Source organism: Streptomyces alfalfae (assembly GCF_004127445.1).
Taxonomy (GTDB): domain Bacteria; phylum Actinomycetota; class Actinomycetes; order Streptomycetales; family Streptomycetaceae; genus Streptomyces; species Streptomyces alfalfae.
The window spans coordinates 113,160-136,511 of record NZ_QEXM01000033.1 but is presented as its reverse complement, the minus strand read 5'-3'; the positions used below and the strand labels follow the sequence as shown (position 1 = coordinate 136,511).

Here is a 23,352-nt window from a genome sequence, read left to right as displayed (position 1 = left end):
CACCGGGCGCCGCCCCGGGACAACCGTGAGGAGAGATCTTGCAGGACTCGACGCGGAAGTCCACCAACGGACCCACGCTCATCGGTTCGGTCCAGCGCGCCCTGCGGCTGCTCTCGGCGCTGGAGCACCACGGGGGCCGGGCCACGGCCAAACAGCTGGCCCGCGACACCCGGCTGCCGCTGGCCACCGCGTACCACCTGCTGCGCACGCTGCAGCACGAGGGAGCCGTGTTCAACGAATACGGGCACTACCTCCTGCCCCCTCCGGTGGTCACGTCCGCCCCGCGCAGGGAGTTCACGCAGACCTGGCTGGACAGCATCGGCAGGGACCTGCACACCGTCACCTACCTCGCGGTGTACCGGGCCGGCGACGTCGAGATCACCGCCGTCTCCTGGCATCCGCTCTGCGGCTTACCCGCCGACCCGGAACGCCTCTCCGCCACCGCCTACGCGCACGCCGCCGGACAGAGCCTGCTGGCCCGCCTGGGGGAGGAGGAGCAGCGGGCGCACCTGGCGCGCCACCCGGTGGAGCCGCTCACGCCCCACACGGCGCCCGACACCGAGACGGCCCTGCGCAAGCTGGCCCGTATCCCGCCGTTCTCCCCGGTGGTGGAGCTGCAGGAGCTGGCCGTCGGCTACGCGTCCGCCGCGGTGCCCGTCTCCTTCGGGGCGCTCCACGCGGCCGTGGCCTTCTCGGTCCGCATGGAACGCTCCGGCGAACTGGGCAGCATGACGGCCTGGCTCAAGGCGCGTACGGAGGACGTGCTGCGCTCCCTGGCCTGAGCGGCACAGGACCAGGGAGCCACAGGCTTCGGGCGTGCTCAGGACTTCACGACACTGCGGACGTTCTCGACGCGACCGCAGTTCTGTTCGAGCTGCTTGGCGCGCTCCCGGGAGAAGGCGGCGCCCAGCTCCTCGCGGCGCTCCGTCGCGACGTTCTCGCGCGCGCCGTTGAGGATCGTCCGCTCCTCCTCGTCGGCGTGGTGGGTCACCGCCTCGACGAGCTTCTCCAGCTTCTCGTCCCACTCGTCGGAGCCCACCTCGTCGACCTCCAGGAGGGCGAGCAGCGCCTCGTTGCCCTCCTCGTGCTCCTCCACGCCGTGCTCGACCTCATCGTTCTCGATGTCCCGGTACCGCTTCAGCGCGGGGTAGACCTCGGCCTCCTCGGCGAGCGCGTGCGCGATGAGCAGGTCGGCGAACTCGCGCAGCGCCGCCGCCCGGTCCGCCTCCACGCTGCGCATGAGACGGAAGAGGTCCTCCATCCGCCGGTGGTCGCGCAGGATCAGTTCAACGACGTCGCCCGACTCGGCCTTCTTCGCCATGGCTGTGCTCCTTCGGTCTGTGCGGTGGTGCGATGACGCGCCTGGCGCGGTGGTGCTCCGAGCGATGGGTACCCCCAACGCGGCCCTAGGCTTCCTGTCCTGCCCCCGACTACCCCGAATTCAGGAGCGCACCGTGTTCGACCCCGCATCCGGGCACCCCTATCCCGACGGCCACGACGCGGACGGGACACCCGCCCCGCACGCCCTGCTGGCACCCGTGCTCGGCCTCATCGGCACCTGGCGCGGCACGGGCCGCGGCGAGTACCCGACCCTCGACGAGGACTTCGCCTACGAGCAGAAGGTCACCTTCAGCCACGACGGGCGGCCCTTCCTGCGGTACGAGTCCCGGGCCTGGCTGACCGACGCCGAGGGACGCCCGCTGCGGCCGTCGGCCCGGGAGAGCGGCTGGTGGCGGCTGCAGCCCGACGGCCGGGTGGAGGCGCTGATCACGCAGCCCACCGGCATCGCGGAGATCGCGGTCGGCCACGCGGCGGACGGCACGGTCGACCTCGCCACCCACGAGGTGGCCCTCACCCCCACGGCCAAACAGGTGGACGCCACGCGCCGCCGCTACACCCTGGCCGGGCCCGGCACGCTCACCTTCGCGCACGACCTCGCGGCGGTCGGGGTGCCGCTGCGCCACCATCTGGCGGCACGGCTGGTCCGCGGCGGGGCCAAGCCCTGACCGCTCCCCGCGGCGCGGGCGCACGCCGCGGTCAGTACCGCAGCGCGGCGGCGATCCGGCCGTGGCCGGCGAGGGCGTCCGGCGGCACGAAGCGGACCCCCGCGCCCGTCTCCAGGGCGTGCTCCACCACTTCGTCGACGATGTCCTCGTGCGCGTCGAGATCGTCCGCCGCCGCCGGTACGAGATGCCCGCCCGCCTCCCGTACGGTCGCCCGGTAGGTGTCCTCCACGGCCAGCAGCCGCACCCGTCCCTCCACGGCGTGCCGCCAGACCTCGTCGAGCCCCGCGGCGAACCGCTGGTGGCCGCGGGCGTCGTCCAGGTCGCGGAGCGTGGTGTCGAGCTGCGCCTCCTCGCGCGCGGCGAGCAGGGGGACCATCGCCTGCCGCACCCGCGCCGCCGTGCCCCCGGCGAGCCCGCCGTGCGGGACCGGCGTGGCCCCTTCGGTGAACATGCCGAGTTCGTCGAGGAGGGAGAGGGCGGCGGCCTCCCCGGCGACATACACGGGCCGGGGGTGGACGGCGAGGATGCCGCTCATCGCCCGCGCCGCCTCGCGCAGGAAACCGCGGGTGCGCTCGGAGCGGAAAGTGCTCGGCACATCGCCGATCCGCTCCTTGCGCTCGACGTCGGGGTCGTCGAGGTCACGGGTCAGCGGGAAGTCGTCCGCCGTGTGTTCGGTGACGTCCGCCGCCCTGCCGTCCCACAGCGTGACGCGGTCGGCGGCGACCGCGAGGAGCCAGTAGGGGTGCTCGGCGGCGTGGGCCGCGACGAGGTTGCGGGTCACGAAGGTGTCGGAGAGCACCACGCGCGCGGGCACCGGCCGGGCCAGCGTCCACACCTGGTGCTCGCCCGGCGCGGCGAAGAGCGCGAGGCCGTCCTCGGCGCGCGCCGGGTCGACCTCCGCCACCGCCCGGTCCAGGGCCGCCATGACCTCGGCGCGGCGCTCACCGGTGACGGCGGGGTCGGCCCGGAGCCGCTGCTCGGCCTCGGCCACCAGGCCGCGCAGCCGCACGGCGTCCTGCGCGGCCTCCGGCCCCGTGCGGTGGGTGGGCAGCAGCACCGTGACAGCCGGGTAGGGGCGCGGCCTGCGCAGACCGGCGAGCGTGTCCGGGGTGAGACAGGGGTGCATGGCGGCCTTCCGGAACGGGGGCGGCGATGAAAGCACCCTATGCCGGACAAGGCGCCCCCGCTTCCCGGGCGGCGGGCGGACCGGGAGGGCCTACTCGGAGGCCCGGAACCGTATGGCCAGGGCGAGGGTGTCGTCCTCGTGGAGCGCCTCCGCGAGCATGTCCCTGGCGATCGCGCCCGGCAGGTCCACAGTGGGCCGGGACCGGTGGGCGCGCGCGACCGACACCAGGCGCTGTTCACCCTCCCGGGGGTCCCTGCGGCTCTCGGTGAGGCCGTCGGTGTACAGGAGCAGCAGGTCCTCGGGGCCGAGCGTGGTGGTCAGGACTCGCTCGCTGCCGGGCAGCGGGAAGCCGATGCCACGGCCCCGCACCTCCAGATACGTGGCCGTCCCGTCGGCCCGCAGACGCAGGGCGGGCGGGTGGCTGCCGTTGGCCAGGGAGAGGCGGCCGGTCGCCGGGTCCAGGCGCACCAGGAGCAGCGTGGCCATCACGCTCTGGTCGAAGGGGGAGAGGATCTGGTCCGTGCGGGCCACGATGGACTCCAGGGGGTGGCCCTCCAGCGCCAGCGTACGGACGGCGTGCGTGACGGTCAGGGCGGTGCGCGTGCTGGTGATGCCGTGGCCGAGCGCGTCGACGATGGTGATGTGGACGGTGCCGTCCGGCAGGACGAACCAGTCGTACAGGTCCCCGCCCGTGGGCGTCTCGTCACTGGCCGGGGCGTAGTGGACGGCCAGGTCGAGGCCGTCCACGTGCAGCGGGCGCGGGCGCAGCGCGTCCTCCAGGGCGCGCAGGGTACGGCCGTGCGCCGTGCGCAGCTCCTCGTCCCGCTTCTCCAACTGCACGTACAGCGCGAGGACTCCGCTGTTGGTCTCGGCCAGTTCGTGCTTGAGCTTGCGGTGTTCGTCGGCGAGGTGGTCGGCCCTGGCGAGCGCGGCCCGCAACTCCTCCTCCAGGAGGGCGATGTCGGCCTCACCGGTACGAGGCGTGGCCGACGCCGCCCGCGTGGCCTGCGGGAACACGGTGGTGAGCGGGGCGCGGGGCGGGGGCAGCGGCACCCGCCACACCACCGTGCCGTCGGCGCCGGCCTCGCCGGGCAGCGGCAGGCCGTCCGTCGCCGCGGGGCGGTCCTGGCGGGGCAGGCCGAGGGCGAGGGTCAGCCGGGCGGCCCCGTCCTCGCCCGCCTCGTCGGTGGCCGTCAGGGTGACGGGGCGTCCGGCGTTCAGCGCGGTGGCGGCCGTCTCGCTCAGGGACAGCACGATGCGGGCCCTGTCCTCGGCGGAGAGCCGGTAGTTCAGCGCGATGCCGCGGACGGTGCGCCGCAGTGCGGCGGGCGTGCGGAAGGTGGTGCTGGTCATCCGATCCCCAGAGGACTGCCGACGGCGAGGACGGTGGCGTCGTCGCGGCGCCGGCGGTGGGTGTGGGCCAGGGAGGCCGCCAGCAGGGTCGGCGGCAGGCTCAGTTCGGCCGGGTCCGGGTCGCGTGTCCACCGGTGGTCGATGCCGTCGGTGTAGAGGACCAGACCGGTGTGGTCGGACATGTCGAGGCACCGGCTCCGTGGCGCGGGCAGGTTGTAGCCGACGATGCCGGCCTGCCCGGTGAACTGCTGGGTGATGCCGTGCGGGGACAGGGCCGCCGCGCGGATGTTGCCGACCCCGCAGTACTCGGCGCGGCCCGCGCCGATCCGCACCGCGGCGGCCGCGGCGCCGCGGGTGTGCCGCAGCGCGCTGTGCAGGGCGTCGAACACCTCGGGGAGCGGGGCGTCCGGGCGGGCCAGGAAGGTGCGCACCGCCCGCCGGCTGGCAGCCGCCGCGTCCGGGCCGTGGCCGAGCCCGTCGACCACGAGGCCGGTCAGGCCCTCGTCGTCCTCGACGACCGCGTACGCGTCGCCGCACGTCTGCTGGCCGTCGGCGGGCAGGCAGAGCGCGCCGATGTCCGCGAGCGGCCTGGCGCCGCCGGGGGCCGCGAGCCTGGCGTGCGCGAGCGTCCCGCGTCCCGCGGCGGAGCGCAGGGTGAGGTCGGAGGCGATGCGCCGCACCGCGCCGAGCCCGGCGCCCATGGTCCTGGTGGTGCTGAAGCCGTCGGTGAGGGAGAGGCCGATGTCCGGGATGCCCGGACCGTTGTCCACCGCCACGATGTCGAGCGCGACCTCCGAGAACGCCGTGCCCCCGGGCGACTGCTGGAGGAAGAGCGCGCCGTTGCGGGCGTGCTTGCTGATGTTGCTGGCGAGTTCGCTGGCGAGTACGGCGGCCCGGTCCGGCAGGGCGCCGGACATCCGGCAGGCCCGCGCCAGTTCGCGGGCGCGGTCGGCCGCGGTCTGGACGGCGCTGTGGTGGTCGATGGGCACGTGCAGCGTCTCGGGGGCGGCCCAAGCGCTCATCGGGGCCCGTTCCAGCGGATGGCGGTCACCGTCGTCCCCTGGCCGGGGGCGCTGCGCACCTCGAACTCGTCCATGAGGCGGCGCGCCCCGCCGAGCCCGTGCCCGAGGCCGGCCCCGGTGGTGTAGCCGTCGGTGAACGCCGCGTCGAGGTCGGCGATGCCGGGGCCGTCGTCGCTGACCCGCAGCCGCAGCCCGTGCCGGCCGTCGCGCTGGACTGGTTCGATGACGAGGATGCCGCCACCGCCGTGCACATAGGCGTTGCGGGCCAGTTCGCTGGCCGCGGTGACGATGCGGGTCTGGTCCACCAGGCCGAACCCGGCGCGCAGGGTGGCCTCGCGGACCGTGTGGCGAGCGGAGAGCAGATCCTCCTCGGCGCGGATCTCGTGGGTGAGGCGGGTGCCGTCGCCCGCCGGGCGTGTGGGGACTTCGTCGATGTCGCCGTACACGGTCAACGCGCGCCCCTCTCGGCGGGCGGGACGAGCGTCTGCTCCCAGCCCAGGGCCCGCAGCCCCTGCTCGGCGTTGAGCGTGGTCTCCACGCCCGAGAGCCGCAGCCCCAGCTCCACGAGGGTGATGGCCACGGCGGGCCGCATGCCCGCCACGATGACCCGGGAGCCCAGGAGCCGGGAGGTCGTGGTCAGCTCCATCAGCGTGCGCGCGACGAAGGAGTCGATGATCTCCAGGCGCGAGATGTCGATGACGACCCCGCGGGCTCGGTCGGCGACGATGCGTTCGGTCAGCTCCTCGGTGAACGCGAGGGCGCCCTTGTCGTCGAGCTCGTTGAGCAGCCCGGTGACGAGTACGTCGCCGAGGCGCAGGATCGGCACACCGCCGCGCGTGCCGCCGTTCATCGCACGCTCATGGGGTCGGCCGGAGGCGTCGCCCGGTCGGTGAGCCGGATCGCGGCGGCAAGGGCGTCGGCCAGGGTGGCGCGGGTCAGGATGGCCGAGAGATCGATGCCGAGCTGGGCGATGATCTGCGCGATCGGCGGGCGGATGCCGCTGATGACGCAGTCGGCGCCCATGAGCCGTACGGCGTTGACCGTCTGCATCAGGTGGTGCGCGACGGCCGTGTCCACGGTGGGCACGCCCGTGATGTCGATGATCGCCACCTCCGCCTCGTGGCGTTCGATGGACTGGAGCAGGTTCTCCATGACCACCTGCGTGCGGGTGGTGTCGAGCGTGCCGATCAGCGGGACGGCGAGGACCTTGTCCCAGAGGCGGACCACCGGCGTGGAGACTTCGAGGAGCTGCCTGCTCTGGCGGCGGATGATCTCCTCGCGCCCCTCCACGTAGGTGGCGAAGGACAGGGCGCCCGCGGTGTCGAGGAGCCGGTTGACGCAGACGGCCGAGTGGTAGAGGGCGGGGGTGTCGCCCGCCTGCTCCCGCACCGCTTCGAGCAGCGCCTCCTTCAGGGCGAGGACGGCGAGCGAGGTGGCCGTGGGGGAGGCGCCGCCGCGGGCCCTGCGCAGGGACAGTTCGGTGACCGCCTGACGCAGCTCGGGGCAGGAGGTGGCGAGACTTTCCACCGGCCGGTCGGTTTCAAGTGCCGCCCGCAAGGCACTCACAAAGGCGTCGGCCTCCTCGCGGAGCTCCGCCTCGCTGATGCCGCTGCCGAGGACGGCGCGCTCCAGCTGAAGCTGCACCCAGCGGTCGGCCACCTTCTCTCCCTGCTCGCGGAGGGCGGTCGCCACGCTGAGCCGGGCCTCTGGTTCACTGGAGTTCATTAGATCCACCTTAGCAACTGTTGCCGTACGGCAAACGTTAGACGAGGGTGTTCCGCGGCGAAACCCCGCTGATGGGTGACCTCGCCGACGGACGGCGAGAGGGGTGGAGCCGGAGGTCAGGCGCTCTCTGCCGCGTCGTCCCGACGGCCGCTCTCGCGTGCCGTCCCGTCGGCGGAGCCGATGGCGGGCCGGACGGAGGCCCCGGCGGAAAGCTCGGCGGAGGACCCGTCGGAGGGCTCGACGGCGGCGCGGAACCCGTGCAGGCCCCGCACGAGGGCTGCCCGATCTGTCCCCGTCATGCCGGAGATGACATCGGACAGGGCACTTTCACGACGTGTCCGCAATTCTTTGAGGTAGCTTTCTCCCTGGCTCGACAGGCGCAGCTCAAGCTCGCGGCGGCTGGTTGAACTCAGGGAGCGCTCGATGAACCCCAACGCGTGAAGACGGTCACACATACGACTGACCGACGACGGGGCCGACCCGAGCACCTCGCCCAGGGTGCGGAGGTTGATCCCCTGGGCGCCGTCCAGGACGTACAGCACCCGCAGTTGTGAGGAGGAGACGGGGGCCGGCGACGTGATGTCGCGGCCTTTGTTCCACAGCACCTCGAGCAGTTCGATGACATCCCTGACCGTCGGGGCGGTGGCGTCCTGGCCGCCATTGCCGGAGAGGTCGGGATTCATGCCCTCAACTGTGACACTTCGCAATGGCCTTGTCAGTCGCTGGGACATCAGGGCCGCTCGCTCCTTCTTGTCATGTCATTCCAGATAGGCGGTAAACGACAGGTGGACAGATTCAGGGTCGTCGAACGCGCCCTGCGCAAGGCCGCACCGCACGCTCTCGTCGAAGCGGTGCAGGGGGCGCTGGTCGCCCACTACGCCGCCGTTTCGGTCGATCTGCTGATGGCCGACTACGCGATGACCATACTGCAGCCGGTCCACGCGCTGCCCTGTACCGCCGACCCGGTGTCCGTCCACGCCAGCGCCCCCGGCCGCGCCTTCGGCGCCCAGCAGCCCCACGTGGAGCGGGGCCAGGGAGCAGACCCCGTCGTCGTGCACCTCCCGGTCAGCGTCCGCGGCGACCGGATCGGCGTCCTGAGCGTCCGCCTCCCCGTGGAGGCCTACGACGAGGACACCGCCGTCGAACTCCAGGAGATCGCGGAGATCCTCGGGCACGAGATAGTCGTCGCCGAACGCGACACCGACCTCTACCTCCAGGCCCGCCGCGCCGACCGGCTGACCCTGGCCGCCGAGATGCAGTGGCAGCTGCTGCCGGGCCGCTCCTGCTCCCGTCCCGAGTACGACCTCGGGGCCCAGCTCGAACCCGCGTACGCGATCTACGGCGACAACTTCGACTGGACGACGTCGGCGAGCCACCTCACGCTCACCGTGACCAACGGCATGGGAGAGGGCATCGAGGCCGCGCTCCTGACCAACCTCGCGATCAACGCGCTGCGCAACGCGCGCCGGGCCGGTCTCTCCCTCGCGGACCAGGCGTGCCTTGCCGACCAGGCCGTCTACGGCCACTACCGCGGCGCCGTCCACCTCTCCATGCTGCTGCTCCGCTTCGACCTGGCGACCGGGGAGGCGGAGGTCATCGACGCCGGCTCGCCGAAGATGTGGCGGGTGCGGCACGGCAGACCCGAGGCCGTGGAACTCGACGCGCAGCTGCCGCTCGGCATGTTCGAGGACACGCTCTACACCGTGCAGCACTTCCGGGTGGAGCCGGCGGACCGGCTGCTCTTCATCAGCGACGGCGTCTACGACGTGGCCTCGCCCGCGGGTGAGCGCTACAGCGAACGAGCGCTCACCCGGGCGATCACCAGTACGCGGCTGCTGCCGCCCTCACAGGTGCCGCGGGCCGTGCTGCACGAACTCGCGGGGCACCGGGGCGCCATCGACGCCGATGACGACGCCATGATCGTCTGCCTGGACTGGCACGGAAGGCCGTGAACGGCCCTTTGGCCGACCGCCCTCAGTCGGTGGTGGTGAGCATGCCCTCGCGCAGGCTCCCCAGGGTCCGGGAGAGCAGCCGGGACACCTGCATCTGGGAGACGCCGAGGCGCTCGCCGATCTGGGACTGCGTCAACTCCTCCGCGAAGCGCAGACGCAGGATCTCCCGGTCACGCTCGGGCAGCTCCGCGATGAGGGGCGCGAGCGCGTGGAAGTCCTCCACGAGCTCCAGGGAGGGGTCGACCGCGCCGATGAAGTCGGCCAGCGGCGTCTCGTCGGTGGAGTCGCCGCTCAGGGCCGCGTCGAGGGAGGCGGAGTTGTACCCGTTGGAGGCCAGGCGCGCCTCGATGACCTCTTCGGGCGTCAGGTTCATCAGGGCGGCCAGCTCGTCGACCGTGGGGGAGCGGCCGAGGCGGCTGCTCAGCTCCTCGGTGGCCTTGGCGAGTTCGACCCGGGCCTCCTGGAGGCGGCGGGGCACGTGCACGGCCCAGGACGTGTCACGGAAGAAGCGCTTGATCTCACCGACGATGTAGGGGACCGCGAACGTGGCGAACTGGACCTCGCGGGAGAGCTCGAAACGGTCGATGGCCTTGATGAGGCCGATCATGCCGACCTGGACCACGTCCTCCATCTCGTCGCTGCGGTTGCGGAACCGCCCGGCGGCGTAACGGACCAGGGACATGTTCAGTTCGATGAGCGTGTTGCGCACGTACTGGTACTCGTGCGTCCCCTCCTCCAGCACGGCGAGCTGGTCGAAGAACAACTGGGACAGGGCGCGGGCGTCCTTCGGCGACACCGCCTGCGGGTCCGCGATCTCCGGCAGCTCCGCGACCTCCGGCACGCCCGTGACCTGCGACGCCTCCCCGACGCCCGTGTCCGCCTGTGTTCCGATGGTCATCGTCATGTCAACCTCCCAGTTCGCCAGCCGGCGTCCTCTCCTACGGGCTGGTGGCCCCCGGTTACCCCGCCTTCCGCGCTTCATGTCCCCGTCAGGGGAAATGATGTACGTGATGCGGGCCACATCCAGAGGGGGCGTGCGGCCCGTCGGGTGGCGCGGACGGCGTGCGCGGCGGGGCGCGGGCGGGCCGGCGTACGCGTATAAGACCCGGTATCGCGGGCAAGAGAGCCATTCGTACAGTCCACCCCTGAACTTAGGAGGGGCGTATGCGGACGGACCATACACAGGACAGCGCCAAGCCATTCGACCGCATGGTCTTCGACAACCGGCCGGAAGTCGTGGCCGAGGCGCGGGACTTCACCCGGCACTTCCTCGACGGGCTCAGTCCGGCCCTGGAGGAGCAGGCGGCGGCGAGCGTGGAGCTCACCGTGTCCGAACTGGTCACGAACTCGGTGCGGCACGCCCACGGCACCTCGTGCTCCCTGCGGCTCACGGCCCGCCGGAAGACGGTGACGGTGGCGGTCACCGACGCGGACCCACGCCCCCCGCGAGAACGCACCCCGGACCTGGCGGGCGGCACGGGCGGCTTCGGCTGGCCCATGGTCCGCGGCCTGGCCAAGGCGGTGTCGGTGACCGCGGGGCCCCAAGGGAAGACGGTGCGGGCACACCTGCCGCGCTAGCGGCGCAACTCTGTCGGCCCTGACCGGCCGGCCGCCCCCCGCTCCCGCAGAAGCACGCGCCCCAGCCCGCCATTACAGGAAAAACAGCGGTCCACCAGGGGGTCGCACAGGATACTTTCCCGGAACCCTCTTGTCCCGGAGAACCGTGGACGCATACGGTGTCCATACGCGAGGTTCTCCCGTGGAAGGTGGGTCATGACGGAAATTCTTGTGCAGGCGGGTACGGAGGGTGCGGTTCCTTCCGCTGAGGGGCGGGTGGTGGACCACCCGGCGTGGCCGGTGCTCAAGGACGCCGTGGAAGAGATCAGGCCCTGGCAGTCGCAGGACGGCTCCATCGACTTCGGCGCGGAGGGCGCCCCGGCGAAGGACGCCGCCGAGCTGGCGGTGGACCGCGTCGTCGCCGCGGTCGAGCAGCTCGCTCCGCTGCTGCCGCACGACGCCGCGTACCACGAGGCCCTCGTGGCCGATCTGCGCCGCTGGGCGGACGGCGGATTCCAGGTGCCGGACTTCCTCGACTCGCTGCTGGCCTTCCAGCCCGCGGCGCACCGCGAAGACGGCCTCCAGCACCTCGTGGTCTTCCCGATGTACACGCAGAACGGCAACCCCGACCGCAATCTCGAAGCGGTCGTGCTGCGCATGGTCTGGCCCGAGTGGCTGGCCGAGCTGGAGCGCACGCGCTACGACAACCCGCTGTTCTGCGGCATCACCTTCGAGGACTTCACCGCCGGGTACGACACGAACTCGGCCGTCCTCTTCCCCGAGACCATCGCGGTCCGCGAGGCGCCCGAGCGCTTCTCCTGGGGCGGCATCTTCTGTGACCGCGAGGCGGCCCGCTTCCGCCGCGTCACCGAGGCCGCCGTGGACCTGCTCGGCCTGGAACTGCCCGAGGACATCCGCGCGATGGTCGGCGACCAGGACCGCTGCCAGCAGGCGTTCGTCCTGTGGGACATGGTCCACGACCGCACCCACAGCCACGGCGACCTGCCCTTCGACCCCTTCATGATCAAGCAGCGCCAGCCGTTCTGGATGTACGGCCTCGAAGAGCTGCGCTGCGACCTCACCGCCTTCAAGGAGGCCGTGAAGCTGGAGGGCGACGGCGTCCGGCAGGGCCGCGACGTGCAGTACGCGGTGCTCTTCGACCGGATGTTCCGCTTCCCGGTCACCGGCGAGCGCGTACGCAACTACGACGGGCTCGGCGGCCAGCTCCTCTTCGCGTACCTCCACAAGCACGACGTGGTCCGCTGGACCGACAACAAGCTCACGATCGACTGGGAGCGCGCGCCGCAGGTCACCAACCAGCTGTGCAAGGAGATCGAGGACCTCTACCGCGCCGGCATCGACCGCCCGAAGCTGGTCCACTGGTTCGCCGCGTACGACCTGGTCTCGACCTACCTCGCCCCGCACCCGGGATCGCGCTGGGCCAAGGGCCCGGACGCCCTGGACACCTCGCTGCCGCCGCGCAAACTGGTCGACGAGGTGCTTCCGGACGAGTTTCCGCTCAGCATGTTCTATGAGGCGCTCTCCAAGAAGCTGAAGCACGTGATCGCCTCCACCAAGGGGATCACCGCTTCCTCGAACGCCGAGAAGGCCGCCGCGTGAGCGGCCGCCAGAGGGAGGCGAGGAACATGTCCGCACTTGATGGAGCCGTGGTCGCGGTCGCCGGAGCCGCGGGGCCCGCGGGACGGGTCGCCCTGTTGAGGCTCGCGGAGGCGGGGGCCACGGTGGTGGCCTCCGACGCCGATCCCGTGCGCCTCGCCGAGGCGGTCGACGCCGCCCGGTACGCGCACGGCGGAGCCACCGTCATCGGAGACACGGTCGACCTCCTCGACCTGGACGCGACCCGGGAGTGGGCCACGCGCACGGAGAAGGAGTTCGGGCGGATCGACGGCCTGGTCCACCTCGTCGGCGGCTGGCGCGGCAGCAAGAGCTTCGCGGAGACCGACCTCGCCGACTGGGACTTCCTGGAGAAGCTCCTGATCCGCACGGTCCAGCACACCACCCTCGCCTTCGAGGACGGGCTGCGCCGCAGCGACCGCGGGCGCTACCTGCTCATCAGCGCGGCCGGCGCGTCCAAGCCGACCGCGGGCAACGCGGCGTACGCGGCCTCCAAGGCGGCGGCCGAGGCCTGGACGCTCGCCCTTGGCGACGCCTTCCGCAAGGCGGGGGGCGAGGAGGGACCGCGCGCGGCGGCTGCCATCCTGGTGGTCAAGGCGCTGGTGCACGACGCGATGCGCGCGGAGCGGCCCCACGCGAAGTTCGCGGGCTTCACGGACGTCACGGAGCTGGCCGATGCCATCGCCGACGTCTGGGAGCGGCCCGCCGGTGAAGTGAACGGAAACCGCCTGTGGCTGACAGAGAAGCCGTGACCGAACGCGACCGAGCCACCACGAGGGAAGCCGTGAATCCTCCGAAGACCGACGCCCGGCGTCACCACGACGCCGGCGTGCGGGGCTTCGCGAGCGACAACTACGCGGGCGCGCACCCCGAGGTCATGGCCGCCCTGGCGCTGGCCAACGGCGGCCACCAGATCGCGTACGGCGAGGACGACTACACGGCCCACCTCCAGCAGGTGATCCGTGGTCACTTCGGTCCCACGGCCGAGGCGTTCCCGGTGTTCAACGGCACGGGGGCCAACGTCGTGGCGCTCCAGGCGGTCGCCGACCGCTGGGGCGCGGTGATCTGCGCCGAGTCCGCGCACATCAACGTGGACGAGGGCGGCGCCCCCGAGCGCATGGCGGGGCTCAAGCTGCTCACCGTGCCGACGCCGGACGGCAAGCTCACGCCCGAGCTGATCGACAAGCAGGCGTTCGGCTGGGACGACGAGCACCGGGCCATGCCGCAGGTCGTCTCGATCGCGCAGAACACCGAGCTGGGCACGCTCTACACCCCGGACGAGATCCGCGCGATCTGCGACCACGCGCACCGGCTCGGCATGAAGGTGCACCTCGACGGCTCCCGGATAGCCAACGCCGCGGCGGCCCTCGACGTCCCCATGCGGACGTTCACGAACGCGGTCGGCGTCGACATCCTCTCGCTCGGCGGCACGAAGAACGGCGCGCTGTTCGGTGAGGCCGTCGTCGTCATCAACCAGGACGCGGTGCGCCACATGAAGCACCTGCGCAAGATGTCGATGCAGCTCGCCTCGAAGATGCGCTTCGTCTCCGTGCAGCTGGAGGCGCTGCTCGCCAAGGACCTGTGGCTGCGCAACGCCCGGCACGCCAACGAGATGGCGCAGCGCCTCGCCGAGGGCGTCCGATCGCTGCACGGCGTGGAGATCCTCTACCCCGTGCAGGCGAACGCCGTCTTCGCCCGGCTGCCGCACGACGTGAGCGAGCGGCTGCAGAAGCGTTACCGCTTCTACTTCTGGGACGAGGCGGCCGGGGACGTGCGCTGGATGTGCGCCTTCGACACCCGTGAGGAGGACGTCGACGGGTTCCTCGCCGCGCTCAAGGAGGAGCTGGCGCGCTGACCGCGGCCGCGCGGCCCGTCTCCCGCGCTGCATAGATATACGACCCACCGTAATTCCATTGACCGGCGGTGGGTCGTGTTCCTATGCTCGCGTGCCATGCAGCTCATCCAGCAGGACCCGGACCTGTCCGCGTACGTGGCCGCCGACGAGGTCATCGACCACCATCACCCCGTCGTGCGCGAGACCGCCGCGCGTCTCGCGCACGAGGCCGCGGACTCCTACGCGTACGCCCGCGCCGCCTACCTCCACGTGCGCGACACCGTGCCGCACTCCGCGGACAGCGGAGATCCGCGGGTGACCTGGCGGGCCTCGGACGTCCTCGAACAGCGCACCGGCATCTGCCACGCCAAGGCGCACGCCCTGGCCGCGCTGCTGCGGGCCGAGGACATCCCGACCGCGCTCTGCTACCAGCGGCTGGCCCACGACACCGGCGCCGGACACTGCCTGCACGGCCTGGTCGCCGTGCGCTTCCGGGGCGCCTGGCACCGCCAGGACTGCCGGGGCAACAAGCCGGGCGTCGACGCGCGGTTCTCCCTGGAGGGGGAGCGGCTGGCCTGGGCGCCGGACGCCGGCGCGGGCGAGGCGGACCTGCCGGGTCTGTACGCCGCACCGGACCCGGGCATCGTCGAGGTCATGCGGAACGCCCCCGACAGGTCACGCCTGTGGGAGGACCTGCCCGACACGCTCCGGGCGGCCCGGTGACTCAGCCGGCTTCGAGGGCCTTCACCTCGGCGGGGGTCGGCGCCGTGCCGCCGAGGTGCGCCGGCATCCACCATGTGTCGTCGGGGCCCTTGGGGCGCACGGGGTAGGCGCGCTGGGCGGCTTCGAGCAGCTCCTGGCAGCGCTCGCGCAGCCGCCGCGTGATCGCGCCCGCGTACTGGTCCTTGGGCGCTTCGAGGGGCTCGCCCACCCGGATCGTGATCGGCGTGTGGCTGCGCTTGAAGTTGCGCGGATGGCCCTTGGTCCACAGCCGCTGGGTGCCCCACAGCGCCATGGGGATGAGCGGGACGCCCGCCTCCTGGGCCATGCGCGCGGCACCCGACTTGAAGGACTTCAGGGTGAAGGACTGCGAGATCGTCGCCTCGGGGAAGACGCCGATGATCTCCCCGGAGCGCAGCGATTCGAGCGCCTGCGCGTACGCCGTCTCGCCCTGCTTGCGGTCCACGGGGATGTGCTTCATGCCGCGCATCAGCGGTCCGGAGATCTTGTGCCGGAACACCGACTCCTTGGCCATGAAGCGCACGAGACGCTTCTGCGGCAGGGCGGCGAGGCCGTCGAAGATGAAGTCGAGATAGCTGATGTGGTTGCTGACGAGGACCGCGCCGCCGGTGCGTGGGATGTTCTCCGAGCCCTTGCAGTCGATCTTCAGGTCCCATGCCTTGAACAGCGTTTTGGCGGCACCGATGACCGGACGGTAGACAAGCTCTGCCATGGGTGGGGAGGGCCCTTCGTGTCTGCCTGGGGAGGGGGCTCCCGGCGGGAGGTTACGCAGCCGTAGGTTTTTCGGCGTTGCGCAGATCGTGCCCCAAGAACGGACGAGTGACCAGTCTTGGTGCCCTCGAACCGGGAGATTCTCATCACGTCGGAATTCTGACGGCCGCACAAGTGCTGAACTGGGAAGGAACCGGATCAAGGATTTCGCGCGGGTGGGAGGCAGTACGTGTCAGGACGCGACACCGGGCGGCGGCTCGGCGCGGCGGACATCGGGGAGGGACTGGGGGAGCGGGCCACGCTCGTGCAGTTCTCCAGCGCGTTCTGCCAGCCCTGCCGGGCGACCCGCCGCATCCTCGCGGACGTGGCCGGGATGGTTCCCGGCGTGGCCCACGTGGAGATCGACGCCGAGGAGCACCTCGCGCTCGTACGGGAACTGCGGGTCGAGAAGACGCCCACCGTGCTGGTCCTCGACGCGTCGGGGCGCGTGGTGCGCCGCGCCGCCGGACAACCCCGCAGGGCCGATGTGATCGCCGCGCTCGGGGAGGCCGTGTGATCCTCCCCCGTCCCTACGGCGTGTCGCCGGACAGTGACGCTTCTTTCATCCGCGGGGTTCGGCTTGACTGTATGGGCCAACTGTCGCGAGCCTGCTCACATGCCCCGGGACCCCTCTCCCCGCATGCCCCCGGATCCCCTTCCCCAAGGACGACTCAGTGACGGCCACGCCCGCCATCGGCGCCCGCACCGCCGGCCCCGACCTGCTGCGCTCGGTCTTCCGGCGCCACGCGGCGGGGGTCGCCGTGATCACCGCGGCCCGGGGCGGCCGCCCCGTCGGCTTCACCGCCACCTCGCTCACCTCGGTCTCCGCCGAACCCCCGATGGTCTCCTTCGGTATCGGCGCCGGAGCGTCGAGCTGGCCCGCCATCCGTGAGACCGGCCATGTCGGCGTCCACATACTCGGCGAGCACCAGCGGGAGCTGGCCGCCACGTTCGCGCGCAGCGGCGCCGACCGCTTCGGCGCGCCGACCGCGTGGCACGAGGGGCCCGAAGGGGTGCCCGTGCTGGACGGCACGCTCGCCTGGATGGTCTGCCGGATCGTGGCGCGGGTGCCCGCGGGCGACCACCGGCTCGTCCTCGCGGAGGCCGTCGCGGGGGACCCGGGCGGCGAGGGGCGGCCGCTGCTCTACCAGGGCGGACGCTTCAACGCGCTGCGCGACTGAGAGTTCCCGGTGAAGGGCCTGGCGGGCCGATCACACAGCGTTGGGAAGGTCACAGTTCAAAGCGCTTGCTCAGGGGGAATGAACTGGGTGTACTCATGAGTAATATTTCGATCGGAGCGGGGGCATCCCCGACCGGGGTCCACCGCTTCAGGCGCCTATGCTGCCTGCAAGAAGGCAGTGGCCGAAGCCAAGGCAGCAGCCCAGTAAAGACGATGCAGTAGGAGAGCCGGCGTGAGCTTGAGGATCGTTGTCTGTGTGAAGTACGTGCCCGACGCCACCGGCGACCGGCACTTCGCCGATGACCTGACCGTCGACCGCGACGACGTCGACGGCCTGCTGTCGGAGCTGGACGAGTACGCCGTCGAGCAGGCGCTGCAGATCGCCGACGAGGCGGACGACGCGGAGATCACCGTGCTGACCGTCGGCCCGGAGGACGCCAAGGACGCGCTGCGCAAGGCGCTCTCCATGGGCGCCGACAAGGCCGTCCACGTCGAGGACGACGACCTGCACGGCACCGACGTCATGGGCACCTCGCTGGTGCTCGCCAAGGCGATCGAGAAGACCGGTTACGACCTGGTCATCACCGGTATGGCCTCGACCGACGGCACCATGGGCGTGCTGCCGGCGATCCTCGCCGAGCGCCTGGGCGTCCCGCAGGTCACCCTGCTCTCCGAGGTCTCCGTCGAGGACGGCGTCGTGAAGGGCCGCCGGGACGGCGACGCCGCCTCCGAGCAGCTGGAGGCGTCCTTGCCGGCCGTCGTGTCCGTGACGGACCAGTCGGGCGAGGCCCGCTACCCGTCCTTCAAGGGCATCATGGCCGCCAAGAAGAAGCCGGTGGAGTCGCTGGACCTCGGCGACCTGGACATCGAGGCCGAAGAGGTCGGCCTCGAGGGCGCCTGGACCAAGGTCGAGTCCGCCACCGAGCGTCCGGCCCGCACGGCCGGCACGATCGTCAAGGACGAGGGCGAGGGCGGCAAGCAGCTCGCCGAGTACCTCGCGGGCCAGAAGTTCATCTAGCCCCACCGGCGGGCCCGGGGGAGCGTCCCGGGGCCGCCCAGAGGCTCGAAGAGCCCCGCAACCGCCTCCCAGATTCTTCGCACTCGCAGGAGATTGAAGTCCCATGGCTGAAGTTCTCGTCTACGTCGACCACGTGGACGGCGCCGTCCGCAAGCCCACCCTTGAGCTGCTGACCCTGGCCCGCCGCGTCGGCGAGCCCGTCGCCGTCGCCCTGGGCGCCGGCGCCGAGGCCACCGCCGCCACGCTCGCCGAGCACGGCGCGGTCAAGGTCCTCACTGCCGACGCCCCCGAGTTCGCCGACTACCTCGTCGTGCCGAAGGTGGACGCGCTCCAGGCCGCGTACGAGGCCGTCTCCCCGGTCGCCGTGCTCGTGCCCTCCTCGGCCGAGGCCAAGGAGATCGCGGCCCGCCTCGCGGTCCGCATCAAGTCCGGCATCATCACCGACGCCGTCGACATCGAGGCCGGCGACGAGGGCCCGGTGGCCACGCAGTCCGTGTTCGCCGCCTCGTACACCACCAAGTCCCGCATCTCGCAGGGCACCCCGGTCATCACGGTCAAGCCGAACTCGGCCGCCGTGGAGGCCGCCCCCGCCGCGGGCGCCGTCGAGGCGCTCAGCGTCTCGTTCTCCGAGAAGGCCACCGGCACCAAGGTCGTCTCGCGCACGCCGCGCGAGTCGACGGGCCGCCCGGAGCTGACCGAGGCCGCGATCGTGGTCTCCGGCGGCCGCGGCGTCAACGGCGCCGAGAACTTCTCGATCATCGAGAACCTCGCCGACTCGCTCGGCGCCGCCGTCGGCGCCTCCCGCGCCGCCGTCGACGCCGGCTGGTACCCGCACTCCAACCAGGTGGGCCAGACCGGCAAGTCGGTCTCCCCGCAGCTCTACATCGCCTCCGGCATCTCCGGCGCGATCCAGCACCGCGCGGGCATGCAGACGTCGAAGACCATCGTGGCCATCAACAAGGACGCCGAGGCCCCGATCTTCGACCTGGTCGACTACGGCGTGGTCGGCGACCTCTTCGAGGTCGTCCCCGCGCTCACCGAAGAGGTCAAGGCCCGCAAGGGCTGACCCCGTCGTGCGTACGAGGCCCCCGTGCCGCCCGTGTGGCGGTACGGGGGCCTTCGTGCGTCACAGCGTCAGGGTCGCCTGCACCGGCAGGTGATCGCTCGGGTACTGGCCGCCGAGCGAGAACGTGTTCATCGAGGCCGCGTGGACCCGCGCCGTGGGCCGCGTCAGGATCCAGTCGATGCGGTTGCCGTCCGGCGTGAGCGGCTTGTACCCGTGGTACGTGGCGTACGCCTTGCCGCGCCGCTCCGCCGCGTCCCAGGTGTCGACGAGACCGGCGCCCAGGAGCGTGTCGTAGACGACGTTCTTGTGGGCGGTGGCGTTGAAGTCGCCCGTGACGACGAGCGGCTTGGCCTTGTCGAGGCGGCCGACGCGCTCGGCGATCAGCGTCGCCGAGCGGGCCCGCGCGTTCTGGCTGATGTGGTCCAGGTGCGTGTCGAGGACGTACAGCTCGCCGCCGGTGTCCAGGTCCTTGAAGCGGACCCAGGTGGCCATGCGGATCGAGCGGGCGCCCCAGGTGTTGGACGCGATGACGTCCGGGGTGTCCGAGAGCCAGAAGTGGTCGTACTCCAGCGGGGCGAGCCGCTTGGTGTCGTAGAAGACGGCCATGAACTCGTCGCGGCTGCCGCCTCCGCTGCCCGTGCCGATCCAGTCGTAGTCCGCGCCGAGGTCGGACTCGATGTCCCGCAGCTGCGAGTACAGGCCCTCCTGGGTGCCGATGACGTGCGGCTTGGCGCGGAGCAGCAGCTCCTTGGTCACCGGGCGGCGCTGGGCCCAGGTGTGCGGCGGCTTGTCGCTCGCGAAGCGGAGGTTGAACGTCATGACCTCCAGGCGGGCCTCCGGCGCCCGGGCGCCGGGCCGTGCCGGCGCCGCGTACGCCGGACCGCCGGACAGGGCCCCGCCGAACACGGGCAGCGCCGCCGTCGCGGCGAGCGCGGCGCGCAGGCCGGTACGGCGCGAGAAGCGGGAGTCGATCGGCACACGGTCTCCTTCGGTCGGGGCCGCGCGGTCCGGGGCGTGGGCGCGCGGGGATGGGCCCACACTGACCAAGAGGGCCGCCCGCACGGCCCGGGACACGCGTGAACCGCCGTGGTCCGCTACGGATGCAGGACACGGAAGGGTGTTGACCAGCGTGAAGGTCACGGATAACTTCGCTATACGGATTACTGATTCCGTGAAGCGGAAACGCCGGGCGCGGCGTCGACTGTGTGGAGGATGCAGCAATGGGTCAGCAAGAGCAGGTCGCGACGAGCCTCGCCGGCGCGGTCAGCGAGGGCATCAGCGCTTCCCTCGCCCCCGTGGACGCGGAGCTCGACCGCCGCTACCCCGGAGACCCCGGCACCCGCCAGCCCGTCCACACCGTCTACGTCCCCGGTGAGCAGTTCACCGCGGGGACCATCCGCTCCTGGGGCGAGAAGGCCCTCGCCATGCTCGACGAACACGCCCCGGACGCCGCCGCCTTCGCCTCGGTGCTCGGCCTGGACGACGACCTCGCCGACGCCGTCCACACGCGCGTGCGCGCCAAGCTGGAGCGCGAGCCGGTCGAGGACCTGCGCATCGACTTCGAGGACGGCTACAAGGGCGCCGACGAGGACCAGGACGCCGCCCGCGCGGCCCGCCTGGTGGCCGAGGCCTACCGGAACGGCACGGCCGCCCCGTACATGGGCATCCGCATGAAGTGCATGGAGGCGGCCGTACGCGACCGCGCCATCCGCACGCTCGACGTCTTCCTCTCCGGCCTCATGGAGGCGGGCGGCCTCCCCGACGGCCTCGTCCTCACGCTGCCCAAGGTGACCTACCCCGAGCAGGTCACCGCGATGGTGCGCCTGCTGGAGGAGTTCGAGAAGGCCCGCGGCCTCGAACAGGGCCGCATCGGCTTCGAGATACAGATCGAGACCAGCCAGTCCATCCTCGCCACCGACGGCACCGCCGCCGTCGCCCGCATGATCCAGGCCGCCGACGGCCGCGCCACGGGACTGCACTACGGCACCTTCGACTACAGCGCCTGCCTCGGCGTCAGCGCCGCCTACCAGGCGAGCGACCACCCGGCCGCCGACCACGCCAAGGCCGTCATGCAGGTCGCCGCCGCGGGCACCGGGGTGCGCGTGTCCGACGGCTCCACCAACGTCCTGCCCGTCGGCACCACCGAGCAGGTCCACGACGCCATGCGGCTGCACTACGGCCTCACCCGGCGCGCCCTGGCCCGCGCCTACTACCAGGGCTGGGACATGCACCCCGGCCACATCCCCACGCGCTACGCCGCCGTGTTCGCCTTCTACCGCGAAGGCTTCGAGGCAGCCGCCGCGCGCCTTGCCGCCTACGCGGGCCACCACGCGGGCGGCGCCGTCGCCGACGAGCCCGCCACCGCCAAGGCCCTCGCCGGATACCTGCTGCGCGGCCTGGACTGCGGCGCCCTCGACGCGGGCGAGGTCACCCGGCTCACCGGCCTGACCCTGGCCCGGCTCCAGGGCTTCGCGGGCCCGCGCCGCGGGGACCTGACGGGCAAGTAGGCACGCCGACCCGTACAGGTGACGGCCGACCTCTCCTGTCACCGCCGCCCCGTAGTCTGTACGCCACAGAGCGTGGTGTCGCAGGGACGGGGCAGCGGTGTTGTCGGGGGATCAGGGACATACGGGCGGCGCGGGCAGACTCCTCGCGGGGCGCTATCGCGTGACCGCGCAGCTCGGGCGCGGCGGGATGGGCGTCGTATGGCGCGCCGTCGACGAGGTGCTGCACCGCGAAGTCGCGGTCAAGGAACTGCGCACGTACACGGACGCGGCGGGGCCCGAGCTGGACGACCTGCGCCTGCGCATGCAGCGCGAGGCGCGCGCGGCGGCCCGGGTCCGCCACCCCGGCGTCGTCGCCGTGCACGACGTCGCGGAGGTCGAGGGGCGGCCCCTCATCGTCATGGAGCTGGTGGACGGGCCGTCCCTGGACGATGTGCTGCGCGAGCGCGGCGCCCTCACACCCCGGGAGGCCGCGGCCATCGGCGCCAAGGTCATGGAGGCCCTGTCCGCCGCCCACCGCGTCGGCGTCCTGCACCGCGACGTCAAGCCGGGCAACATCCTCCTGGAGACGCCTCGGGCCCACGGTTCTGCCGGGGCGGGAGAGGTCCCGGTCGGACGCGTCGTCCTCACCGACTTCGGCATCGCCACGATGGAGGACCCGAACGACGGCTCGGCCACCCGGCTGACCCGCAGCGGCGAACTGGTCGGCTCCCTGGACTACCTCGCGCCCGAGCGCGCCCAGGGCCACGACCCGGGCCCCGCGTCCGACGTCTGGGCACTCGGCGCCACGCTGTACGCCGCGGTCGAGGGCTCCTCGCCCTTCCGCCGTACGTCGACGTGGTCGACGCTCACCGCGATCGTCGCCGACCCGCTGCCCGAGCCGCAGCGCTCGGGCCCGCTGGCGCCCGTCCTCAAGCAGCTCCTGCACAAGGAGCCGCAGGCGCGCCCCGACGCCGGGGCGGCGGGGCGGCTCCTCGCCGACGTGGCGGCGGGCGGCGCTCCCGGGAGCGGGCCGCAGGGGCAGCGCGAAGCCGTGCCGCGGGCGTACGAGAGCACGCGGCGCAGCATTCCCGACGGCCCCCCGCAGGGGTTCGGGCCACCGCCTTCCGTCGTGACCTCGGCCTCCTCGGGCCGGGCGGAGACCCGGAGCGCGCGACGCCCGCGCGGAGGCCGGGCCCTGCTCGCCGCCGCCGCTGTCGCGGTGGTCCTCGCGGCGACCGGGGCGACCGCGGCGTACCTGGGCGGCAGGGACGACGGCGGCCAGGGGCGGCAGGACACGGCCGCGGACGGTTCCGGCGTGGCCGACGACGGGAGCAGGGGTCCGCTGGGCGGCGGTGCGAGGGACACCGAGGCGTCGAAGCGGGACAAGGAGGAGTCGCGCGAACCGGACGCGAAGCACCCCGACGGCGGTGGCGACGAGGTGACAGGACGCGACAAGGGCAAGGACGGGGACAAGGCGGCGGGCGAGGGCGAGGAACGCGGCGGCGAGAAGGGGTCGGGCGAGGATGGGCCCGCGTCGCGCCAGGACGGCTCCACCGCAGGGCCCGACGACAGGGACGACAAGGACGGGTCCGGCGGCGGCGCGGCCCCTGTCTGCCATCCGGTGGGCGGCGGCAAGTACCACTGCGCGGTGTGGCGCACCGCGACGTCGTACACCGCGGCGGGGGCCGCGGCGGGCACGCTGAAGGCCGGCACCAACTACTTCTACTGCCAGCAGAACCTGGGCCGCCGCGAGACGTACGGCGAGTGGACGAACGTCTGGTGGGCCAAGACCGACGACGACAGCGGCAACACCGGCGTCTTCGTCAGCGACGTCTACATCAAGGGCGGCGACAACGACGAGCCGCTGCCCGGCCTGCCCACCTGCTGACCGCCCCCGGGCC

General features: G+C 72.3%; 25 protein-coding genes. 14 read left to right on the top strand and 11 right to left on the bottom strand.

Going from position 1 to position 23,352, the window contains the following annotated elements; all coding sequences use genetic code 11:
* Positions 1 to 38: 38 nt before the first annotated feature.
* A complete protein-coding gene (locus DCW30_RS13765; protein WP_079250207.1) occupies positions 39 to 782 on the top strand; it encodes a helix-turn-helix domain-containing protein in 744 nt (247 codons plus the stop codon).
* 38 nt (positions 783 to 820) lie between these two features.
* On the opposite strand, the gene DCW30_RS13760 is transcribed toward DCW30_RS13765, so the two are convergent.
* A complete protein-coding gene (locus tag DCW30_RS13760) occupies positions 821 to 1,321 on the bottom strand; it encodes a hemerythrin domain-containing protein (RefSeq protein WP_062771155.1) in 501 nt (166 codons plus the stop codon).
* A gap of 133 nt (positions 1,322 to 1,454) precedes the next feature.
* Between DCW30_RS13760 and DCW30_RS13755 the strand changes: the two genes are divergently transcribed.
* Positions 1,455 to 2,006, top strand: a complete 552-nt coding sequence (locus tag DCW30_RS13755; RefSeq protein ID WP_076687287.1) for a heme-binding beta-barrel domain-containing protein — start codon at positions 1,455 to 1,457, stop codon at positions 2,004 to 2,006.
* A 31-nt stretch (positions 2,007 to 2,037) separates the two neighbouring features.
* On the opposite strand, the gene DCW30_RS13750 is transcribed toward DCW30_RS13755, so the two are convergent.
* The 7 genes from DCW30_RS13750 to DCW30_RS13720 form a co-directional block, all read right to left on the bottom strand.
* The gene (locus tag DCW30_RS13750; RefSeq protein WP_076687288.1) at positions 2,038 to 3,132 is read right to left on the bottom strand and encodes a baeRF3 domain-containing protein; all 1,095 of its coding nucleotides are present in this window, start codon (positions 3,130 to 3,132) and stop codon (positions 2,038 to 2,040) included.
* Positions 3,133 to 3,222: 90 nt separating this feature from the next.
* Positions 3,223 to 4,485, bottom strand: a complete 1,263-nt coding sequence (locus tag DCW30_RS13745) for a PP2C family protein-serine/threonine phosphatase (RefSeq protein WP_076687289.1) — start codon at positions 4,483 to 4,485, stop codon at positions 3,223 to 3,225.
* Positions 4,482 to 5,507 (bottom strand): SpoIIE family protein phosphatase, encoded by a 1,026-nt coding sequence (locus tag DCW30_RS13740; protein ID WP_076687290.1) that lies wholly within the window; start codon positions 5,505 to 5,507, stop codon positions 4,482 to 4,484. The genes DCW30_RS13745 and DCW30_RS13740 overlap by 4 nt, the downstream gene beginning before the upstream one ends.
* Entirely contained in the window at positions 5,504 to 5,953 is a 450-nt protein-coding gene (locus tag DCW30_RS13735; RefSeq protein ID WP_232627098.1) for an anti-sigma regulatory factor, read from the bottom strand. Before DCW30_RS13735 ends, DCW30_RS13740 begins: the two co-directional genes overlap by 4 nt.
* A gap of 2 nt (positions 5,954 to 5,955) precedes the next feature.
* Positions 5,956 to 6,357 carry an STAS domain-containing protein gene (locus tag DCW30_RS13730; RefSeq protein ID WP_062771160.1) on the bottom strand — a complete coding sequence of 134 codons (402 nt, stop codon included), beginning with the start codon at positions 6,355 to 6,357 and terminating at the stop codon, positions 5,956 to 5,958.
* The gene (locus tag DCW30_RS13725) at positions 6,354 to 7,232 is read right to left on the bottom strand and encodes an STAS domain-containing protein (RefSeq protein WP_076687291.1); all 879 of its coding nucleotides are present in this window, start codon (positions 7,230 to 7,232) and stop codon (positions 6,354 to 6,356) included. The genes DCW30_RS13730 and DCW30_RS13725 overlap by 4 nt, the downstream gene beginning before the upstream one ends.
* 116 nt (positions 7,233 to 7,348) lie before the next feature.
* Positions 7,349 to 7,915: a MarR family winged helix-turn-helix transcriptional regulator gene (locus DCW30_RS13720; protein WP_076687292.1), complete on the bottom strand. Its 567-nt coding sequence runs from the start codon at positions 7,913 to 7,915 to the stop codon at positions 7,349 to 7,351.
* Positions 7,916 to 8,017: 102 nt separating this feature from the next.
* On the opposite strand from DCW30_RS13720, the gene DCW30_RS13715 reads away from it, so the two are divergent.
* Positions 8,018 to 9,184, top strand: coding sequence for a PP2C family protein-serine/threonine phosphatase (locus DCW30_RS13715; protein ID WP_076687293.1), 1,167 nt, complete (start codon positions 8,018 to 8,020; stop codon positions 9,182 to 9,184).
* Between the two features lie 22 nt (positions 9,185 to 9,206).
* On the opposite strand, the gene DCW30_RS13710 is transcribed toward DCW30_RS13715, so the two are convergent.
* On the bottom strand, positions 9,207 to 10,088 hold the full coding sequence (locus tag DCW30_RS13710; RefSeq protein WP_079250209.1) for an RNA polymerase sigma factor SigF: 882 nt from the start codon (positions 10,086 to 10,088) through the stop codon (positions 9,207 to 9,209).
* Between the two features lie 260 nt (positions 10,089 to 10,348).
* Here DCW30_RS13710 and DCW30_RS13705 point away from each other — a divergent pair, with 260 nt between their 5' ends.
* The 5 genes from DCW30_RS13705 to DCW30_RS13685 all read left to right on the top strand — a co-directional run bounded on the left by DCW30_RS13705 (position 10,349) and on the right by DCW30_RS13685 (position 14,933).
* Positions 10,349 to 10,762 (top strand): ATP-binding protein, encoded by a 414-nt coding sequence (locus DCW30_RS13705; RefSeq protein ID WP_079250210.1) that lies wholly within the window; start codon positions 10,349 to 10,351, stop codon positions 10,760 to 10,762.
* A gap of 195 nt (positions 10,763 to 10,957) precedes the next feature.
* On the top strand, positions 10,958 to 12,361 hold the full coding sequence (locus tag DCW30_RS13700; RefSeq protein ID WP_076687294.1) for a DUF6421 family protein: 1,404 nt from the start codon (positions 10,958 to 10,960) through the stop codon (positions 12,359 to 12,361).
* 26 nt (positions 12,362 to 12,387) lie between these two features.
* The gene (locus tag DCW30_RS13695) at positions 12,388 to 13,128 is read left to right on the top strand and encodes an SDR family NAD(P)-dependent oxidoreductase (protein ID WP_076687295.1); all 741 of its coding nucleotides are present in this window, start codon (positions 12,388 to 12,390) and stop codon (positions 13,126 to 13,128) included.
* Between the two features lie 32 nt (positions 13,129 to 13,160).
* A complete protein-coding gene (locus DCW30_RS13690; RefSeq protein WP_062771211.1) occupies positions 13,161 to 14,231 on the top strand; it encodes a threonine aldolase family protein in 1,071 nt (356 codons plus the stop codon).
* Between the two features lie 96 nt (positions 14,232 to 14,327).
* Positions 14,328 to 14,933, top strand: coding sequence for a transglutaminase domain-containing protein (locus DCW30_RS13685; protein WP_076687296.1), 606 nt, complete (start codon positions 14,328 to 14,330; stop codon positions 14,931 to 14,933).
* A gap of 1 nt (position 14,934) precedes the next feature.
* On the opposite strand, the gene DCW30_RS13680 is transcribed toward DCW30_RS13685, so the two are convergent.
* The gene (locus DCW30_RS13680) at positions 14,935 to 15,663 is read right to left on the bottom strand and encodes a lysophospholipid acyltransferase family protein (RefSeq protein WP_076687297.1); all 729 of its coding nucleotides are present in this window, start codon (positions 15,661 to 15,663) and stop codon (positions 14,935 to 14,937) included.
* Positions 15,664 to 15,891: 228 nt separating this feature from the next.
* On the opposite strand from DCW30_RS13680, the gene DCW30_RS13675 reads away from it, so the two are divergent.
* From DCW30_RS13675 to DCW30_RS13660, 4 genes are all read left to right on the top strand, one after another.
* A complete protein-coding gene (locus DCW30_RS13675; protein ID WP_062771167.1) occupies positions 15,892 to 16,218 on the top strand; it encodes a thioredoxin family protein in 327 nt (108 codons plus the stop codon).
* A 157-nt stretch (positions 16,219 to 16,375) separates the two neighbouring features.
* Positions 16,376 to 16,882: a flavin reductase family protein gene (locus DCW30_RS13670; protein ID WP_076687298.1), complete on the top strand. Its 507-nt coding sequence runs from the start codon at positions 16,376 to 16,378 to the stop codon at positions 16,880 to 16,882.
* Between the two features lie 231 nt (positions 16,883 to 17,113).
* The gene (locus tag DCW30_RS13665) at positions 17,114 to 17,899 is read left to right on the top strand and encodes an electron transfer flavoprotein subunit beta/FixA family protein (RefSeq protein WP_062771169.1); all 786 of its coding nucleotides are present in this window, start codon (positions 17,114 to 17,116) and stop codon (positions 17,897 to 17,899) included.
* A 103-nt stretch (positions 17,900 to 18,002) separates the two neighbouring features.
* Positions 18,003 to 18,965, top strand: coding sequence for an electron transfer flavoprotein subunit alpha/FixB family protein (locus DCW30_RS13660; RefSeq protein ID WP_062771170.1), 963 nt, complete (start codon positions 18,003 to 18,005; stop codon positions 18,963 to 18,965).
* Positions 18,966 to 19,025: 60 nt separating this feature from the next.
* On the opposite strand, the gene DCW30_RS13655 is transcribed toward DCW30_RS13660, so the two are convergent.
* Entirely contained in the window at positions 19,026 to 19,943 is a 918-nt protein-coding gene (locus tag DCW30_RS13655) for an endonuclease/exonuclease/phosphatase family protein (RefSeq protein ID WP_076687299.1), read from the bottom strand.
* 242 nt (positions 19,944 to 20,185) lie between these two features.
* On the opposite strand from DCW30_RS13655, the gene DCW30_RS13650 reads away from it, so the two are divergent.
* Entirely contained in the window at positions 20,186 to 21,472 is a 1,287-nt protein-coding gene (locus tag DCW30_RS13650; RefSeq protein WP_062771172.1) for a DUF6986 family protein, read from the top strand.
* A 97-nt stretch (positions 21,473 to 21,569) separates the two neighbouring features.
* On the top strand, positions 21,570 to 23,339 hold the full coding sequence (locus DCW30_RS13645) for a serine/threonine protein kinase (RefSeq protein WP_076687300.1): 1,770 nt from the start codon (positions 21,570 to 21,572) through the stop codon (positions 23,337 to 23,339).
* Positions 23,340 to 23,352 lie beyond the last annotated feature (13 nt).